Consider the following 18,541-nt stretch of genomic DNA (forward strand, 5'->3'; position numbering starts at 1 on the left):
GACGCGCAACAGCGCTGCACCTGCCAACGGCGCGAGCGGCCGGCGCCAGCATCCCAGTCTTCGCTGGCACTAGCACGCCGGCTCGACCGCGGCGTTCAGGATCCACTCGTAGGCGGGTTGAGCATGCACGCCGGTGGGCACCTGGTCGGGAAGGGCTCGGTGGTCGAGCGTGAGCAAGGTCTGTTCAGCAGCTGGGAATGCCTGCCCCGCTGCAGCGAGAGCACGGAACTCCCGCGCGGCCGTGCCCGCTTCGGTGGCGTCCGCGCATACCTGGATGAGCTCGGTGGTCCCGTCGAGATGGCGCGCCAAGAAGTCAACCTCGAAGCCTTCGGGCGTTCGGAAGTAGGTGACCTCGCTGCCGCGACGCTCCAATTCGATCAGGACTGCCGTCTCGAGGGCATGACCCGTGTTCGCCCGCCCTGTGCGGTCAAAGACTGCGATGAGGCCCGAATCGACCGGGTACGCCTTGCGGGGGTTGACCATCCGCTGCCGTTCTGATGCGGCCTCCATCCACACCGTCCGCACCAAGAAGCTGTCCTCAAGCCAGCTCAGATGCTGATGCACGGTGTCTCGCGCAATCGCGATGCCCCCAGAACGCAGCGATCGATGGAACTTCTCGACGCTGAACATTGCACCGGCGTTGGCCAGCAGCTGACGTGCCAGCCATCGCAGCCCGACCACATTGGTCGCCCCGTGACGATCGATCACGTCCCTCAGCAGGGCGACGTCCACATAATCGGTCAGCAAGCGCCGCCGTGTCGCGAGGTCCAATCCCTGTGCCTCCGGGAAGCCGCCGGTCTCGAGCCACTCGACGAACGCTGTCTCGACATCCGCACGCTCAGCGCGGCGCATCAATCGGGGGGACTCAGGCAGCGTTGCGCCTCGATGCCGCAATGCCTCGTCGAAACCGAACGGATGCATGAGGACCTGCCATGCCCTGCCCCGGAGCTCGGTAGCGATTTCGCGAGACAGCAAGGCCGCCGAGGAACCTGAGAGGAACACCTCAGCGCCGTCGGCATCGAGCAATCGCCGCACGAGCCGTTCCCATCCCGGCACGACCTGGATCTCGTCGAGGAACCAGCACATCGGAGTGTGTGCCCTCTCCAACGCAGTGGCTCGATGCCGATCGGTGTACTCGTCGATCAGCGCGCCCAGCGTCGGCGCTTCGAGTCCCCCGAGGCGTTCGTCCTCCAAGGAGACAAAAGGAAGGAGCTCGGCCGGGACGCCGGCGTCGGTGCGTTCGGCGCGCAGCTGGTGCAGATACGTCGTCTTGCCCGCCCGGCGCATGCCGATCACGGCAGTTGCCTTGCCGGCGAACACCGTCCGCCCGCTGATGCGACGCGGGGTGAGCGCGGCGGGCCGGCGCACCTCCTCCAGCCGAGCGAAGAAGGTGTGGCGAAGTTGCGACGAAGGCGCCTGCGCCGCGGCCGTTCGCTTCCAGTCGTCGTCCGACGATGATGCCATGACGCAGTTTCTCCTTTTCAAAAGGAGAAATTATCACCAAATTCGCCTCGAAAAAAGGAGAATGAGGCTGGCCGAAGGATGCCGAGATGGTTGCAGAAGTGTCGCTGTCGGAGGGTTGATTCAGTCGCTGCGGGAAATGGTGATGGCGTGGGTTGCGCTGTCGTCGACTGTGACGGTGATGGTCTAGCCGCGCAGCGTGACCGACTCGCCTGCTTGCAGCACCGTGCAGCTCCAGCGGCCAGCGTCGCTCGGCCCTCCGAAGTCATCTGGCTGGGTGGGTACTTCTCGCGACGCCTCGGCATGCGAGCATGAACTGCTTGTCAGCGTCTTCGGGAACCCGACGGGCCGCTGTAGCGTCGAATTGGCGTGAACAGGTTGCTCGCACTCCTGGTCGTGTTGTCCTTCGTGGTGGCGGCCTGTGGCACCTCGGCGGACTCCAACGTTCCCGCCGCCAACGGGTCAGGCGCCACCCCGGCGAAGTCCTCCGGCACGCTCGCTGCTGAGCCCGCTGTCCCCCCAGCGTTCGAACCGGTCACTGACCGTCTGGCGGTTGATTCCGAGTCGCCGATGGCCGAGTGGGTCGCCGGGGTGAACGCGGCCGGTTGGGACTTCCACCGGCACTTGGGGGGCAACGCTGTGTCCAGCCCGCTGAGCATCGGCGTCGCATTCAGCCTGAGCCGGGCCGGGGCGTCGGCAGACACCGCCGCGGTGCTCGATGAGATCTTCGGGTTTCCCGAACAGGGCAACCACGGCGCCGCCAACGCCGTGGATCTCTCGCTGTCCGAGGCCTCGGCGGAACCGAACATCGTGGAGGTGGCTAACCGTCTCTTCCCCGACGATGGCTTCTCGCCGCGGCCCGAGTTCTTGGAGACCGCAGCGGCGCACTACGGAGCGACCATCCAGCCAGTCGACACCGCCGACGGCGACGCTGCGGCTGGCGTCATCAACGACTGGGTGTCGGGGCGCACCCGCGGCCTCATCCCTGTGATCGTCAACCAGGCCGCAGTGCAAGACCAAGAACTGGTCCTGGTGAACACCGTGTACCTCAAGGCCGACTGGCGCACGCCTTTCTGGGCAGATCTCACCCGCGACGGCACTTTCACAACCGGCATTGGCCAGCAGGTGACCGTGCCGTTCATGCGCGACGACGAAGCGATCATCCGCCGTTACGTCCAACTGGAGGGCGCCGACGCGGTGGAGCTGCCCTACGTTCGCCGCGAGCTGGCCATGTGGCTCATCGTCCCGCATGAGTCTGACGGCCTCGCGGCCGTCGAGGCCTCACTCGACGCAGCGGCATTGGCCGATCTGAGCGGGATTGCCCGAACAGGCACGGTCGACCTCACTATGCCTAAGTGGGAACAGACGCTTCCGCCCGCCGACCTGTTCGAGTGGCTGTGCCCGCGGGGCTTCTGCGCCGGCGCCGGGTTCGACGGCATCGCTCCGGGCATCTTCATCACCGCAGCGCTGCACGGCGCCAAGGTGATCGTCGACGAGAAGGGCACCGAAGCCGCAGCAGCGACGGTAATTGAGGGCGACATGTCGATGCCTCCGCCGCCCGACCTGACCGTCGTCGCCGACCGCCCGTTCCTGTGGGCGATCATCCACAACGACACCCAGGCCATCCTCTTCGTCGGCCGCCTCACCAACCCCGCGTGAGCGGTTCGGGTGTCGGGCCTGCTCTAATCTACTCTAAATCTTTAAGAGTAGATTAGAGCAGGGGACACGACATCGGGAGCCTGACCATGACAGCCAGGACCGCCGACCTCGCCTTGGCCGCCGAGGTGCGATTGCGCGGAGCGCTGCTGCTCCAGTTGGCCGAAGACCAGTGGTTCGACCGCAAAGGCCCGCGGCTCGGGGCGCGACAGCTCAGCGAGGTGCTCGTGGGATTCGCCAATGCTGACGGCGGAACCATCGTCGTCGGACTCGGGGACGGACGGGTGGAGGGCATCAATGCTGCGGGGCCCAAGTGGCTGTCCGGCTGGCAGCAGGCCGCCATGGACTTCACGATGCCGACTGTCCCGTGCGAGGCCCGGCTCGTGGAGTGCATCAATCACCGCGGCGAGCAGGACCAACTGCTCGTCATACGCATTCAGGCATCCGGCGTTGTGCACACCACCACCGACGACACCGCGTTTTTGCGAGTCGGCGATGAAACGCGCAAGCTGCGCTTTGACCAGCGCCGTGAGCTGCTGGCCGACAAGGGGCAAGCGGCCTACGAGGCGACACCGCTGCCCGACCTGCGCATCGAGCACCTCGATGCGGCGCTTCTTGATGAATATGCGCAGGCGACAGGCTCTTCGGACGTCCGGCGGCTCCTGACCGCCCGAGGACTCGTGACTGACGGCGGCACGGTCACCGTTGCCGCCGCGTTGCTGTTCGCCCGGGCACCGCAGACCTGGCTGCCTCATGCAGACGTTCGCATCGTGCGCTACCGCGGCCGTGAACGAGGAACGGGGAGTCGCCAGCAGATGGTCGACGACGTGCGCATCGACGGACCGCTGCCACACCAGCTCGAAGCGGCGCGAGAGACCGCAGCGCGCCTAGTCCCGACTCGACGCGCATTGGGGCGCGGCGGACGCTTTGTGGACATGCCGATTATTCCCGCAGATGCGTGGCTCGAAGGCTTGGTGAACGCGGTGGTTCATCGCTCCTACAGCTACGGGGGCGACCACATTCGCTTCGAGATTTTCGACGATCGGATCGAGGTTCACAGCCCAGGGCGCTTTCCCGGCCTGTCCGACCTCGGCGATCCGCGCGAGGTCATGCGCTTTGCCCAGAATCCGCGGATCGCCCGCGTGTGCGCCGAGCTGCGCTACGGACAGGAACTCGGCGAGGGAATCAGGCGCATATTCGACGAGATGCGAGGCGCCGGGCTCGCCGACCCCACCTACACCCAGACATCGACATCGGTACAGCTCACGCTGTCGAGCTTCACGGTGAACGTGGAACTCGAGCAGCAGCTCACCGCGCCGCAGAAGCAGCTTCTCACCCTGCTGCGCGCCCATGACGGGCTGTCCACCGGCGATGCGGTCGATGCGAGCGGCCGGTCCCGTCCTGCGGTGCTCGGGGACCTGCGCCGGCTCCGAGACCTGGGCCTCATCGAGTGGGTGGGCCAATCACGCACTGATCCGCAGGCCTTCTGGAGGGTGCGAAACCCACTCGGTTGATTCACAGCGGACTATTCGACTCGCGCTCTCCGGCCTCCACGCTGCGAGTGGTACTGCTGTGCAGGAGATGCATCAAGCCGAGTCGGCGCCGACTCGTGCCTGCCGCCGCTCGGCGAAACAGCAGCCCGCAGGTCACTGCGTCGCCGCAGCCGCACCGGCACGGAACTCCGGATCGAACCATCTTCTTGTCTCAGGAACAGCTCCCGTGTTATTCGTAGAGCACGCCTCCTAAATCCTGGGGGAACCCAGATCGGTCTTGCATTTGGAGTGCTCACCGGGATTCGCGAAAGCGCAGGTCAGGTTCCCGAAATTGCTGCGGTCTCGAAGATCCCAGCTCTGGCCGTAGCGCGGACCGTGCCCTCGGTAAACTCGTGTTGTGCGACAGGCAACGCACAGACCAACATCAGGCATTGCTCGGTCGCGCGTGGGTTAGCTGGCACCATCCTTGCCTGCTGTCTCGATCCGGAGGTGAGATCAGGTGAGCACCGTCGTTTCCGAGGATCGGGTTCGCGAGATGGCCGCGTCCGTTGGCGGCCTGGAAGCCATCCTTGAAGGCGAACGCCGGTTCAAGGCCGATCAGGAATACCTGGAGAACAACCGCGAGCGCTTGAAGGAGCAGTATCCGGATCAGTGGATCGGAATCGTGCACTTGCGGGTCGTAGCGCACGGAGACACTGCGGACGACGTATTGGCAGAACTCCGTGAGGCCGATGAGGACGTCAGCGGTGCCGTGCTTCACCACGCAGGCGTCGAGGACTCCACCTGGCTGCTTGTCGAAGGGAGCCGATGCGCCGCGTGGAGGGCGCGTTCAGCGGAACGAGGCGACGCCCGTATGTAATTGCGCGCGTTCACTTTCCTCGCTTGCGCGTCTTCGCCGACATGCGCCTGCTGGTGGACACCGGCGCGGACGCCACATCCATCCACTGGGCCGACCGCAAGAGACTGCGCGACGCCAACGGCAAGCCGCTCCCCGAACACACGACGTTCGCTGGACAGAGCGACGCGTCGGGGATCGCCGGCGCGCCCGTCCAGTACGGCACCGAGGACGCAGAGTTCTACTTCCGCACCGAGAACAACGGTTTGCTGCTGGAACTCATCCACGCCAAGATCGCATTGGACGATACGACGGCTCGGGTCCCGTCGTTGCTCGGACGCGACATCCTGAGCGTCGCCCGGCTGGACTTCGACATGCCGGCCGACCGCCTCGCTCTTGAATGGCCGACCTAGGAGCGAACCGGCGCTCTCGACATCGTTGTCAGCGCCACTCGCCGAACGCGATCTGACCCGAATTTGGCGCCTCGGGGCGGGTTTTGGTGGGTGTCAGGGCTGTGACCTGCGGTTTTGTGTTCTGCGGGGGTGTTTCGTGACAGAAATGTAGGGGCGACACATTGCCGTCTGCGGCGGTGCTTGCGCGCTATGGTGCGGGTATGTTCGTGAAGACGACGCGGCGTCGCAGGGGCGACAAGACGTACGAGTATTTGTCGTTGGTGGAGTCGGTGCGAGACGGCGCCAAGACCCGTCATCGCACGCTGCTGCGCCTCGGCGAGGTCACTGCTTTGCGCCGCTCGGGCCGGCTGGACCGCATCGTCGCTGCACTGCAAAAGCACCTCGAGACCGAAGCGGCCGAACGCGTCGACGTGGCCGAGCTGTCGGCGGAGGCGGCGCCTGCGGTGGGCGGGGTTGCGTGCGCCGCTGCGGTGTGGCAGCGCCTCGGCCTCGACGGCTGGTTCGCGGCTGCGGGAGCCGAGCGCGACGCGGCCCGGTTCGGCGACGCGGTGTTCGCGATGGCCGCGAACCGTCTGGTCGCGCCGTGCTCCAAGCGGAGGCTTGGCGAGTGGGCACAATCCGATGTGGTCATGCCCCAGGGCTGGGAGGCGCCGTCGACGTGGCAGTACTACCGGGCCCTCGACATCGTCGCGGACCTCAAAGAGGGCACCGAGGAGTTCTTGTTCGCACTGCTGTGCGACCTGACCAACATCGACCTGAAATTCGTGTGCTACGACCTGACGTCGACCTATCTGGAGGGCGCAACGAGTCCTTCTGAGAGGTTCGAGTCGAAGCGGTTCGGCTATTCGCGTGACCGCCGCCCCGACCGTCCTCAGATCGTGATCGGCCTGTTGTGCACCGGCGACGGGATCCCGATCGCGCATCACGTGTTCGCCGGCAACACCGCCGACGCGTCCACCCTGCCCAGCGTGCTCGCGGACCTGACCGAGCGGTTCGCGGCGGGCCGGATCTGTGTGGTCGCTGACCGCGGCCTGATCTCCGCGGACAACGTCGCCGCTGTCGCCCAGGCCGGCTGCGACCACGTTTTGGCCACCCGCCTGCACCGAGACAAGACATGCCGCGAAGCCCTCGAGACCGTCGACGACGACACCGAATGGGCAGAGGTGCCCGGCTTGAGGTGCCGTGCTGCGCAGGCCGTCCTGGCTGACGGCACCCGCGCAATAGTCGTGGAGTCAGACGCCCGGATGAGACGCGACACCCGCCGAACCGCCGAGCTCGTCGCCCGAACCGAAACAGCGCTGCTCGCTCTCGAAGAACGCGTCCGCGCGGGACGGCTCACCGATCCCGCGAAGATCGGACGCGCCGCGCAGCGCATCATCGGCCAAAGCGGTGTGCCGCGTCTGTTCGACCTCGACATCGGCGACCGACGGTTCACCTACCACTACAACGAAGACGCCCACGCCTATGAGGAGCTGCTCGCTGGCCGCTACGTGCTCACCACCAGCCTCACCCCAGACCAAGCATCCATCGAGCGCGTGGTGGCCGCCTATCGGCAGCTCGCAGACGTCGAAGCCCGCTTCCGGACCCTCAAGGACTTCCTGCGGCTGCGCCCCATCCGGCACTGGACCGAACAACGCGTCCGCGGCCACATCGCGGTATGCGTCTACGCCGCCGTCGCGGAGACCATCATCACACGCGACCTCAAAACAGCCCGAATCGAAGACCCCGACCTGGACGGCCAGCACCTCACCGCCGCCCGAGCCCTGCGCGAACTCGACCGCATACGCGAAGTCCGCCTCACCGCCGACGCCAAACCCGTCACCCTCACCACCCGCCGCAGCCCGCTGCAAACACAGATCCTCGCCGCCACCGCGACCCCCACCCGCCACTGGGACAAAGCCCGCATCGGCTGACACACCCCACCTGCCGAGACGATGTAGTGGAAACACCGGTCCGCCGCGCCCCCGCTGACCAGCACAAACGCAAAACACGCGCCAAACTCGGGTCTGACAACCATGTCTCACACGCAGGGGCACCGAGAATGGCGTTGCGTCGCCCAGCAGTGCAAGAGGTGAACCTCACCGGATTCACGGCGACGACTTGGCGTACAGCGAGGCCCAGCGGCGGCGAGTAGATCCAGTAGATCGCCGTCGAGGTTTCGGGGCATTGGGGGGTCATCGGATCAGTAGCTCGACAGCTCTGATATCGAACGGTGGCGCGCACGAGAGATCGAGGTATGTGCCGAACGCGTCCGGGTCGGGAAGGACGAGGCCGTAATCCGATGGCGGCGTTGGTGAGACGAAACGCACAACATGGGTGCTGGCGCCGCAGCCGACCAGTTCACCGGTGCGCGCGTCGCTGAGCCACGTCACGCCCGAGAAGCACGGCAGGTGCGCGGGGTGCACAGTGATCACGAGCACATCGCCGTCGTGGCGGGCTTGGGCAATCCATCGCTGGCCATCGGTTCGCACGGGCTCGCGCAGGACATACGTCTGTGACTGCTCCCCTATGGCAAGGTGCAGCAGGTCGCCTTCGGTGCGGACTTCGACGTTGGAGGCCCGTGTCGCGGCTTCGTTGATGAGTTCTTCGGTGGGTGCTTCTGTTGCGTGCGCTGTTTCGCCCCACGCGAGCCAGTAGGAGGACTGGGCATTACCGTCCGAGACGCCGATCTCGATGCCGTCAGAGCCGTGCACCACGACAGATGTCTGGCCGACGCAGTCCGTTTCGAAGCCGCGCAGCAGCACCTCAGAACCGTCGATGTGTGTCGAGGGCCAGTGCCAGTAGCGGACGCGCCAGACCGATTCGTCGTCAGCCCCGAATTTGGCGCGTGTTTTGCGTTTGTGCTGGTCAGCGGGGGCGCGGCGGATGGGTGTTTCCACTACATCGTCTCAGAGGGGGGTGGTGTGTCAGCCGGTGCGGGCTTTGTCCCAGTGGCGGGTGGGGGTGCGGGTGGCGGCGAGGATCGCTGTCTGCAAGGCGCTGCGGCGGGTGGTGAGGGTGACCGGCTTGTGGTCTGCGTGGAGGCGGACTTCGCGGATGCGGTCGAGCTCTCGCAGGGCGCGGGCGGCGGTGAGGTGCTGGCCGCCCACGTCGGGGTCTGCGATTCCGGCGGTTTGCAGGTCGCGTGTGATGAGGGTCTCGATGACGGCGGCGTAGACGCACACTGCGATGTGGCCTCTGACGCGTTGTTCGGTCCAGTGCCGGATGGGGCGCAGCCGCAGGAAGTCTTTGAGGGTGCGGAAGCGGGCTTCGACGTCGGCGAGCTGGCGGTACGCGGCCGCCACGCGCTGTGTCGAAGCTTGGTCGGTGGTGAGGCTGGTGGTGAGCACGTAGCGGCCCGCGAGCAGCTTTTCGTAGGCGTGGGCGTCGGGGTCGTAGTGATACACGAATCGTCCGGGGCCGATGTCGAGGTCGAACAGGCGGGCGACGCCGCTTGGGCCGATGATGCGCTGGGCGGCGCGTCCGATCTTCGCGGGGTCGGTGAGCCGTCCGGCGCGGACGCGTTCTTCGAGGGCGAGCAGCGCGGTTTCTGTTCGGGCGAGGGGCTCGGCTGTTCGTTTGGTGTCGCGTCTCATGCGGGCGTCGGACTCGACGATCACCGCGCGGGTGCCGTCGGCGAGGGCCGCTTCGGCGGCGCGGCACCTCAAGCCGGCCGCGTCGGCCCATTCGGTGGTGTCGTCGATGGTCTCGAGGGCCTCCTGGCAGGCTTTGTCTCGGTGCAGGCGGGTGGCCAAAACGTGGTCGCAGCCGGCCTCGGCGACAGCGGCGACGTTGCCGGCGGAGATCAGGCCCCTGTCGGCGACGACGCAGATCCGGCCGACTGCGAACCGTTCGGCGAGATCGGCGAGCACGCCCGCGAGGGTGGACGCGTCGGAGGTGTTGCCGGCGAACACGTGATGCGCGATCGGGATCCCGTCGCCGGTGCACAGCAGCCCGATCACGACCTGGGGCCGGTCGCCGCGATGGTCACGGGAATAGCCGAACCGTTTGGACTCGAACCGCTCCGAGGGCGCGGTCGTGCCTTCGAGATAGGTGGAGGTCAGGTCGTAGCAGACGAATCTCAGGTCCATGCTGGTCAGGTCGCACAGCCGGGCGAACAAGAACTCCTCGGTGCCCTCCTTGAGATCCGCGACAGCGTCCAAGGCCCGGTAGTACTGCCACGGCGACGGCGCCTGCCAGCCCTCGGGCATCACCGCATCGGCCTGGGCCCACTCGAATAGACGCCGTTTGGAGCACGGCGCCGCCAGACGGTTCGCGGCCATCGCGAACACCGCGTCGGCGAACCGGTCCGCGTCGCGCTCCGCGCCGGCAGCCGCGAACCAGCCGTCGAGGCCCAGTCGCTGCCACAGCGCCGCGGCGCACGCGACGCCGCCCGCCGCGGGCGCCCCGTCGGATTCCAGCGCGGACACATCGACGCGTTCGGCCTCCTCGGCCTCGAGATGCTTCGCCAGTGCCGCGACGATGCGGTCCAGCCGGCCCGAGCGGCGCAGCTCGGTGACCTCGCCGAGGCGCAGCAGCGTCCGATGACGGGTCTTCGCGCCCTCGCGCACCGATTCCGCCAACGACAGGTACTCGTACGTCTTGTCGCCCCTGCGACGCCGCGTCGTCTTCACGAACATGCCCAAACCATAGCACGCAAACGCCGCCGAAGACGGCAATGTGTCGCCCCTACATTTCCATCACGAAACACCCCGCAGAACACAAAACCGCAGGTCACAGACCTGACACCCATCAAAAACCGCCCCAAGGCGCCAAATTCGGGTCATAGACATCGGCCCAGAGCTGAATCAGTCCAGAAAACGGCCACTCGGGCGCGCTGCCGGTGCTGAAGCGCAGTGCACGAGGCTCTGCGACGGCGTCCTGCTCTTCAAGCGTGCCTTCGGCATCGGCAACACCGTCTTCGGCTCTGCCGGTGGTGGTGTCGGGTGCACTGGTCTCAGGGACAGCCTCGGTGCCCTGAGCGGGCGCAGGCGCGCTCTGCACCGGTTCCGCATCGGTGGATGTCGGCGTCGTCGACAACGGCGTTGTGCCCGACGGAGTCGTCGAGGTCTCAGGCGTCGCTGGCGGCGTGTTTGCGGGTTCTTCGCTCGCGCAGCCATAGAGGACCATCAGTGCGACCGATAGGGACACGACGCGTGAGCGGGGCATCAGCCTGGTTCTCGCTCGTGCTCGCCGCTCGGATCGAGCTTTCCCAAGTCGAAGCCATCACATGCTGCGCTGGAATGAGGTTTCGGAAGTTCAAGGGTGCGGAGCGAAGATGCCCCGATGAAAACCAGCGAGCGGCCTCCGAAATATACGGAGCACTGCACCAGTTCGCCGTTCCGCCCGTCGACGACATAGGTAGCCGCTTGTATGCAGGCGGGCTCGGAATGCTGCACCTCGAAGCCGTAATAGAAGCCCGCAGAGCCGATCTCTCGACTAATGGACCCCCACGTCATTTCTTCATCATCGGGTTCGGACGCAAAGGCTTCCTCGCCCTCGCGCGGACCGACGGGAACGAGTTCTTGCCCGGCTCCTTCGAGAATATACTCCAACACGTAGTAGCCGACATCGGCCGAGTTATCCACCCGCAGAATGCCGTACTGCATGTCGATATCCAGTTGCCTGGCATCGCTGCCGTCTGTGTGAAGCTGGCCAGCAGGGGCATAGTGGTCGATAAACCGTTCCGACCAAAAGACCGGATATGCGTCATCATCCCACGGAACGACAACCTCCAAATAGCCTAAGTCAGTATGAGTCGAATAGAGGACGCCAAGCGGGCTCACAGAGAGACTGCCAGGGCAACCAAGTACCCAACTGTCGGCTGGCAAATCAGACACAAGGACTTCGCGGAAAGCGCCGGTGTTCGAATCCCAATACTCCACAATGATTTCCCCATGCTCCCAGTCATACCGTGATTCAGCGATGCCGACAAAAGGCCACTCAGGAGCGACACCCCGAACAACCTCAACCGAGTCTGCGGACACAGACGCATCACCGTCGGACTCCACAGCGTTCTCAGGCTCCTCAGCGGCCCCCACCCCCGACACTGCCAGCACCGACACCGCCAAGCAGGCCGCCAAGACCAGCCACCACCGCGACTGCGCACGCCTCGGCCGACCGCCGCCGATGTGCATCGGTCGCTCAGCTCGCACCATCGGCCCCGCCCTCGCCGCTGACCGTACAGCCCTCATGACACGCCATGCCACAGACCAGCGCATCAGTGTCCACCATGCCGCGCTCGCGCAGGAGACTCAGCCCATCGCCCTGCTGCCAACCTCTGTGTCCACGACAGCGGCTTGACGATGCCGTCGTCTGACAAATTGCCTGCTGGGGCGTGACGGTGGCCAGGTCCGTCAATGCTGGCTTGCGGTCCTTTTGGTCACGACAACGGCTCCCGCAATCTGATCATGCCACCCGCGATTCGCTGGATTCCAAAGTGCCGGAATCGGAAACACCAGCCACAGAAGCACTCCCCACAGGGGATACTCGAAACCTGCAAGTGTCGCCGCAGTGAACCCGAGCGCCGCGACTGCAGGCGAAAGTGCCGTTCGTACGAGGGCTCCGGGAAAGGAAATACGCTTGCCATCGTCAAGGCGGACAATCTCGATTCCAGAAAGCCGCATCCCCCGCGATTGGCCGCTGACGACAAGGCGATAGACCCGATGAAAGCCGTAGACAACTAGTGTTCCTATTGGAACGAGCCACATTACCGTCAGTTCTTCCGAACTATGTCCGCCACCAACAGGGTTGCCATATGTCGCGTACCAATAGAACAGAAGAAAGATCAAGACAGGAACAAACATGACGATCAGCAGCAATAAATCGACTATCCAGGCACTGAAGCGCACAAAGAGATCGGCGCATTCCACTTCTTGGTTTTCCGCAGGTTTTCGATCTGGAGAGGAATTGGTCATGAATGCGCCCCTCACGGATAATCATTCTTACACGATCTCTGAAGCCCGCTACCGCACTATGGTGCGAAATCTGAGTTACTGAGTCGCCGAGGAATCAACAGGCTGCTAGATGTCGTGAACATAGCGGCCGGTAGCAAGGTGATGGGTCGAGCCTCCTGAGCGGGCGTGGTGCTTGGAAGAGACCCACGAACGCACAAGGAGGCTCGATGTCTCGCGCTAATGCTCGCTCGACGCCCGCTGGGCGGCTGTTCTTGGTCGAGCGGATCGAGGCCGACACCACACCGCTGTTGGCGGCCCACCCGCATCACGCGCACACAACCTCACGAGAACCCACAGCTAGACACGGACCGTCGGGACGCCCGCGTCTGGAGGAAACAAATCGTCCACGCGGATGATCTCGGACCTTCTGAGGCCGCTTGTCAGATCGCGACCCGACACAGCAACAGTCGCGGGCCGTGTTCCGAGCTCTGTGCCAAAGATCAGTTCCACCACTGCTTCCGATTCGGACTCAGTCAGATGCAGCTCGTGCAGACGCCGAAGCGCCTCGCGAGCGGTCTCTGCTGGCTCCGACGCCTTCATTGCCCAATGACTATTACAGAGTCTGTGCGCATGCCCGGCCCGCGTGGTGGGCTTCAGATCAAGGCCACCAGATCAACGCCCTGACCAGGGTGGCTTGTTTGCGGGTTAGCGCCCGGTGCCTCTGACCTGCGGGTTTGCTCGGCCTGCTGAGGCTCCAGAAGGAGGCTCCACATTTCAAACAGGGGGTACTCCACATTTGCGATCTGCCCTCTCCGGGCCGTTCCGCGCCGCCCTTGAGTCGCGTTTGTGCAGGTCAGATGACATTTTGGCGCGTATCGCCAATGTGCAGAGCGCTCTTGTTGGCGCGTCGAGGCGCATCCGATGCCCTCTGCGAGCCGTTTCGTGCGTGATTCTGCGTCTTCGGAAGCTTGCGGCGGCAGGTGTTCGTGCTGGTCACAGCGTCGCGATGCCAAATGTGGAGCCTGTCAGTGACGTGCATGATGCGCTGCTTCGGGCATCTTCGCTTTGGGTTCAGGCGTGCGTGCCGTCGGCTGTTGCGGCGATTTCGGCCGCGAGGATGAGGACGGGGGTTTGCGGGAAATTCGCTGACCTGTGGTATCGGGTGCCGACAGCCGGCTTGCCGAACGGGCTTAGCCGGTTTGCCTGACGCTTTTCGGTCCCGATTCCGACTGCCAGCAGCACGTCGAACCGTCCGAAACCGGGTCGCAGCTTCGCGTCGCGAACGGGATCAGCAGACGTATCTGTGGGGGCCGTTGTGTCCCGAAGACAGGACGCATCGCACTCGGGAACGCACGCCGATATGAGGGCATGTCCCTGCGGGCGCGGGTTCGGGCAATTCGACTCTCGGCACGATGTCGTGGAGAGCCGTTGCAGTATCTGGGGCTTGTCCGTTGTCGGTCTGCTGCCACAGGGCTGTCAGCAGCGCTGTGCGTGTGTCCACGATGTCGATCAGCGACGGGATTTCTGCGACGAGCGGTTCGCCGGGTGATCGTTCACGGGTGACGCGGACGAGGCCGTCGTCTTCGAGTCTGCGTGCGGTTCTCTGGGCTGTTCTCGGCGACAGGCCGAGTCGCGCTGCCAGGTCGGGGACAGCCGCTGCCGGCGATGAGATCAACTGGTCCAAGACGGCGCGGCGGGCGGTTCCGTGACGCATGGATGCGGCCTGTCGGACGCAGGCGTCAACTTCGTCGGCGACGGCTTCGGCATAGGCGCATGCGACTTCGACGGCTGTCGCTGTCCATTCGATCATGATCGTGACACTTTGGGAGCGTTCGTCGTCGTCGGGGCCGCCGAGGTAGCTGTCGAATGATCCGAGCGCGTCCATGTAGGCCATTTTCCGGGCATCGATGGCTGCGGAGACCGGCAACGGCGCAGGGTAAGGGCTGTGCCGTGCGAGGCAGGCGTGCATGAACGCCCGCCCGACTCGTCCGTTGCCGTCCTCGAACGGATGGATGGTCTCGAACTGTGCGTGGGCGACAGCAGCAGCGCCGACTGGCCCGGCCGCTGCCATGCATTGCCGGCTGCTGGCCCACGCGAGAAGATCGTCGACGAGTGCGGGCACTTCGGCATGGGGGGCCGGCACGAACCGTGCCCTGCTCGGCAGATTCGTTGCGCTGCTGCCGACCCACACCGGGCCGGTGCGGAACCGCCCTGCGTCGATGTCGGCGCCCGCGTCCTCGAAAAGCGTCTTGTGCAGGGTGAGCAGGTCGTTGGTTCGCATCGGCTCGCGACGGTCGCTGCCGACGGCGTGGGCTGCGACGGCGATCCGTGAGGCGCCGTCGACGAGGCGGCCGCTTCGCCGAGCTTGCGAATTCGGGCGCGCTGTGTCCCACAGCGAGACTTCTCTCAGCGAAGCGATGATGCCTTCGATGCGGCTGGACGCGATGCCGTCCGCGCGAGCGAGGCACAGGGCTGCTTCGGGCGTGCTGGCGATTCGTGCGCTCGTCGCCGCGAGACGGTTTGCTGCTTCGTGGCCGCGCGCAACGGTCTCTGCTTGGATTCTCGGAGTCCATCCGGTGAGCGGATGCGGCAGGTACGCCTCATAATGATCGACCTGCTGGGAAGTCCGGAACCAGTAGGCGTGCAGCTGCGGCACCATGCTGCCCATGCCGGCGAGCGTAACCGAACAGACTGCATTTGCGACACATTCTGCACTTCAATGACGCAAACCGTCGCCTTTGCGTCGCAACAGCGCCGAGCCGCTCGTCGGCATCGAACCTCACCGGCCATTGCGCAGGCTCTAGGGGTCCCTGACTTAGGTGGAGGCGAGTCCCCGGGAAGCTCTCCGCATGGTGGCGTGGATGGGTTGTTGCGCCGATCCGTCTGCGCCGCCCAGGCTGATGTTGTGCTGGTTGCACTTACCCTGAATCCACCGATTGGCGGTTGGCGGGCGTGGGGGGACTGTCATATTTTTTGTGTATCCGGCTGTGGTGGTTTTCATCGGATGTGGTCGGCGATTCGGTCGCCGTAGTGGACGATCAAGGTGTTCAGGATGGCTTTCCAGCCGTTGGTCTTGCCGGTGAGGTTGGTTCGGTTCTTGCGTCTGGCGGTGGCGATGAGGCAGGTGGACTTTCATCGCGGCCTGTTCGTTGGGGAAGTGTCCTCGATGGCGCACTGCCCGTCGGAATCTGGCGTTGAGGCTTTCTATGGCGTTGGTGGTATAGACGACTCTGCGCAGCTCGGCGGGGAACTCCCCGAACGGCACGAACTCGTCCCAGGAGTTGCGCCACGACCGGATCATCGCGGGGCAGGGTGTCCTCCCAGTCGTCGGCGAACTGGGCGAACCGCGTCTGGGCGGCCTCGACGGTCGCTGAGGTGCAGAGATGTCGCGCATGGCCTTGGTGATCTGGCTCCAGTGCTTGCGGGACGCGTACCGCAGGCTGTTGCGGACCATGTGCACCACGCACGTCTGAACCGTCGCTTCGGGCCAGGTCGCCCGGATCGCCGAGGGCAGGCCCTTGAGGCCGTCGCAGCACACGATCAAAGCGTCGGCGAGACCCCGGTTTCGCAGCTCGGTCAGCATCGTGGCCCACTGCTTGGCGCCCTCGCCGCCCGATGGGCCCAGCCACATGCCCAATACGTCGCGTTCTCCTTGAAGATCCACGCCTATGGCCACATAGACGGGCCTGTTGGCGACCTGGGAGTCGCGGACCTTGACGACGATCGCGTCGAACCCAGCACCGCATAGACCGGGTCGAGCGGTGCGGTTCTGCCACACCGCCATGTCGGCGACGATCTCGTCGGTGATCTACCGGGATCGTCTCCCGGCTCACCGAGGTGTCATAGATCTCAGCCAGATGGTCCTGGATCTCGCCGGTGGTGAGCCCCTTCGCATAGAGGCTGATCACGTTGCCCGACAGGCCGTCCAGCCGGCGCCGGTGCTTGGGGACCGTCACAGGGCAGAACGTGCCCGCACGGTCACGAGGCACCCGAAGGTCGACCTCGCCGATCTCGGTGGTGACCGTCTTGGGGGTCGACCCGTTGCGAGAGTTGCCCGACCCGCGGCCCGCAACGGCGTGACGCTCGTAGCCCAGATGCTCGCTCATCTCGACCTCGAGGCCGATCCGGGGGCACCTGGCGCACCAGCCCGGTCAGCAGGCCGCCGTCGCCGGCCGGCTCCACGCCCTCAGCGCGTGCCTGGGCCACCAAAAGCTCGGCCCAGTCGGTCATCGCCGTCTCGCCGACGGCCTCTCCCGCCGGCACAGCCCCCATATTCTGATCAGCCGCAGACATGATCGGTCCCAGTCCACAGCCCATCGCTGCGGACCCTCAGACCACGCCGCTTACACAAACTTTCCGAGTGTCACTGTTGATGTCGCCGGGGCCTCCAGCCAGGGGGCTGCGGTCCGGTCCTGCGCTCGGCGATGACTCCACAAAATTTTGGCCGTGTGCCTGTTGTCAGACCTGTCGCGTCGAGCGTGGGACCCGCAGGAGCGCTCCTGTCCAGTAGGGAGCCTGACTGTCTCGACTCGGTTGTGACGAAGCGCCCCTGCCGTTCCCGGACCCACCGGAGTTTCACTTCCAGCAGGAGCACCCCATGACACCGCCAGTCGGCGGATATCGACCCCCACCAGGACACCTTCACCGTCGGCATCGTCGACCATCACGGAGTCGAGATCACTCACGACACGTTCGACAACACCGCCGCCGGCTACGGCGCCGCGATCGACCTGCTCGACGCTCACAGCGTCCGCCAGGTCGGCGTGGAAGGGTCCGCCAAGTGGGGCGCGCACGTCGCAGTCGCGCTCGCAGCGGCAGGGTTCGACGCCCGCGAGGTGCCTGCGTCGCGTTCCGCGGCGCAGCGCCGCAGCCGGCGGCTCGAAAAGACCGACGCCGTCGCCTCAGCGAGGGCGCTGCTGGCCGAGCCGACCTTGGGACCGGTGCAGGCTCTGGAGGTCTACGACCCGCTCGTGGCCGAGATCGAGGCAGTGCTCGAACACCGCAAAAGCCTTGTGGCTGCTCGCACTTTGATGGGTCACCACGTCGCGGACCAGATCACCCGAGCTGGCGCCGAGATACGCGACCAGCCCGCCACGACCGGCAAGATCGAAGCCCGACTGCGCCGCCTCGAGCAGATCGACCCTGCCACATGCACGACCCCAGCGGGCAAATATCGGCTCGCCTGGCTCCAGAACTTCATCGGCCAGGACCGTGGTGCCCGCAGCGAGATCCGCCGCCTCGAACGTCTCATCGACGAGCTGCTCGACACCCACGGCACCACCCTGCGCGACAAGCCAGGCATCGGCCCCATCGCCGCAGCCACACTGCTGTGCGAAGTCGGCGACCCCACACGTTTCGACCGCGAGACCCGAGTTCGCACGCTGGTGCGGCACCGGCGCCGTCGCGCTCTCCTCAGGCGAAGGCAGCGGCGACCCCGTCAAGCACCGGCTCGACTTCACAGGCAACCGGCGCATCAACTCAGTGCTGCACATCGCGTCAGTCACCCAGCAGCGCACCCAGCCCCAAGCCGTCGCCTACCTCGCCAAAAAAGCCGGCGAAGGCAAAACCCGACGCGAAGCCCGACGAGCCCACAAACGCCAGCTCGCCAACCGCGTCATCCGCCGAATGTGGCGCGACGAAACCGCCCGAAAACAACCATTCGCGCTCGCCGCTTGACAAGGGAGCGTCCGACAGGCCCATTTCCCTGCAACGACGCGGACTTGCGCACTCGGTTCGGCGCCCCGAGACTTAATCAGATCGCGCGGCGAACTCGTAGCACCCCGTATTCGGCGCAACTGGGCGGCTACC

The 18,541-nt window shown here is 65.4% G+C and carries 14 protein-coding genes and 2 pseudogenes; 6 read left to right on the forward strand and 10 right to left on the reverse strand.

Annotated elements, in window-relative coordinates; all coding sequences use genetic code 11:
* Nucleotides 1-69: 69 nt before the first annotated feature.
* Nucleotides 70-1,464, reverse strand: a complete 1,395-nt coding sequence (locus ACOGJB_RS04760; RefSeq protein WP_419839667.1) for an ATP-binding protein — start codon at nucleotides 1,462-1,464, stop codon at nucleotides 70-72.
* Between the two features lie 366 nt (nucleotides 1,465-1,830).
* On the opposite strand from ACOGJB_RS04760, the gene ACOGJB_RS04765 reads away from it, so the two are divergent.
* From ACOGJB_RS04765 to ACOGJB_RS04785, 5 genes are all read left to right on the forward strand, one after another.
* On the forward strand, nucleotides 1,831-3,120 hold the full coding sequence (locus ACOGJB_RS04765; RefSeq protein WP_419839668.1) for a serpin family protein: 1,290 nt from the start codon (nucleotides 1,831-1,833) through the stop codon (nucleotides 3,118-3,120).
* Nucleotides 3,121-3,206: 86 nt separating this feature from the next.
* Nucleotides 3,207-4,631 carry an ATP-binding protein gene (locus tag ACOGJB_RS04770; protein ID WP_419839669.1) on the forward strand — a complete coding sequence of 475 codons (1,425 nt, stop codon included), beginning with the start codon at nucleotides 3,207-3,209 and terminating at the stop codon, nucleotides 4,629-4,631.
* A 478-nt stretch (nucleotides 4,632-5,109) separates the two neighbouring features.
* Nucleotides 5,110-5,469, forward strand: coding sequence for a DUF5678 domain-containing protein (locus ACOGJB_RS04775; RefSeq protein WP_419839670.1), 360 nt, complete (start codon nucleotides 5,110-5,112; stop codon nucleotides 5,467-5,469).
* Between the two features lie 23 nt (nucleotides 5,470-5,492).
* On the forward strand, nucleotides 5,493-5,858 hold the full coding sequence (locus tag ACOGJB_RS04780; protein WP_419839671.1) for a hypothetical protein: 366 nt from the start codon (nucleotides 5,493-5,495) through the stop codon (nucleotides 5,856-5,858).
* Between the two features lie 200 nt (nucleotides 5,859-6,058).
* The gene (locus ACOGJB_RS04785) at nucleotides 6,059-7,771 is read left to right on the forward strand and encodes an IS1634 family transposase (protein WP_419839672.1); all 1,713 of its coding nucleotides are present in this window, start codon (nucleotides 6,059-6,061) and stop codon (nucleotides 7,769-7,771) included.
* Between the two features lie 261 nt (nucleotides 7,772-8,032).
* Here the strand turns inward: ACOGJB_RS04785 and ACOGJB_RS04790 are convergent, their stop codons facing one another.
* The 8 genes and pseudogenes from ACOGJB_RS04790 to ACOGJB_RS04825 all read right to left on the reverse strand — a co-directional run.
* Nucleotides 8,033-8,737 carry a hypothetical protein gene (locus tag ACOGJB_RS04790; RefSeq protein WP_419839673.1) on the reverse strand — a complete coding sequence of 235 codons (705 nt, stop codon included), beginning with the start codon at nucleotides 8,735-8,737 and terminating at the stop codon, nucleotides 8,033-8,035.
* Between the two features lie 27 nt (nucleotides 8,738-8,764).
* Nucleotides 8,765-10,477, reverse strand: coding sequence for an IS1634 family transposase (locus tag ACOGJB_RS04795; protein ID WP_419839674.1), 1,713 nt, complete (start codon nucleotides 10,475-10,477; stop codon nucleotides 8,765-8,767).
* A gap of 112 nt (nucleotides 10,478-10,589) precedes the next feature.
* Entirely contained in the window at nucleotides 10,590-10,988 is a 399-nt protein-coding gene (locus ACOGJB_RS04800) for a hypothetical protein (protein WP_419839675.1), read from the reverse strand.
* A 17-nt stretch (nucleotides 10,989-11,005) separates the two neighbouring features.
* Nucleotides 11,006-11,824 (reverse strand): hypothetical protein, encoded by an 819-nt coding sequence (locus ACOGJB_RS04805; protein ID WP_419839676.1) that lies wholly within the window; start codon nucleotides 11,822-11,824, stop codon nucleotides 11,006-11,008.
* A gap of 369 nt (nucleotides 11,825-12,193) precedes the next feature.
* Nucleotides 12,194-12,754 carry an RDD family protein gene (locus ACOGJB_RS04810; protein ID WP_419839677.1) on the reverse strand — a complete coding sequence of 187 codons (561 nt, stop codon included), beginning with the start codon at nucleotides 12,752-12,754 and terminating at the stop codon, nucleotides 12,194-12,196.
* Nucleotides 12,755-14,021: 1,267 nt separating this feature from the next.
* Nucleotides 14,022-15,401 carry a Fic family protein gene (locus ACOGJB_RS04815; RefSeq protein WP_419839678.1) on the reverse strand — a complete coding sequence of 460 codons (1,380 nt, stop codon included), beginning with the start codon at nucleotides 15,399-15,401 and terminating at the stop codon, nucleotides 14,022-14,024.
* Nucleotides 15,402-15,548: 147 nt separating this feature from the next.
* The gene (locus ACOGJB_RS04820) at nucleotides 15,549-16,517 is read right to left on the reverse strand and encodes an IS256 family transposase (protein WP_419839679.1); all 969 of its coding nucleotides are present in this window, start codon (nucleotides 16,515-16,517) and stop codon (nucleotides 15,549-15,551) included.
* A 91-nt stretch (nucleotides 16,518-16,608) separates the two neighbouring features.
* Nucleotides 16,609-16,839 (reverse strand): annotated as a pseudogene (locus tag ACOGJB_RS04825) (transposase); the annotation flags it as partial.
* A gap of 570 nt (nucleotides 16,840-17,409) precedes the next feature.
* Between ACOGJB_RS04825 and ACOGJB_RS04830 the strand changes: the two are divergent.
* Nucleotides 17,410-18,102 (forward strand): annotated as a pseudogene (locus ACOGJB_RS04830) (IS110 family transposase); the annotation flags it as partial.
* A gap of 127 nt (nucleotides 18,103-18,229) precedes the next feature.
* Here the strand turns inward: ACOGJB_RS04830 and ACOGJB_RS04835 are convergent.
* Nucleotides 18,230-18,412 carry a hypothetical protein gene (locus ACOGJB_RS04835; protein ID WP_419839680.1) on the reverse strand — a complete coding sequence of 61 codons (183 nt, stop codon included), beginning with the start codon at nucleotides 18,410-18,412 and terminating at the stop codon, nucleotides 18,230-18,232.
* Nucleotides 18,413-18,541 lie beyond the last annotated feature (129 nt).

Origin of the sequence: Candidatus Poriferisodalis sp., from assembly GCF_965208895.1 — a bacterium.
GTDB lineage: Bacteria > Actinomycetota > Acidimicrobiia > Acidimicrobiales > Poriferisodalaceae > Poriferisodalis.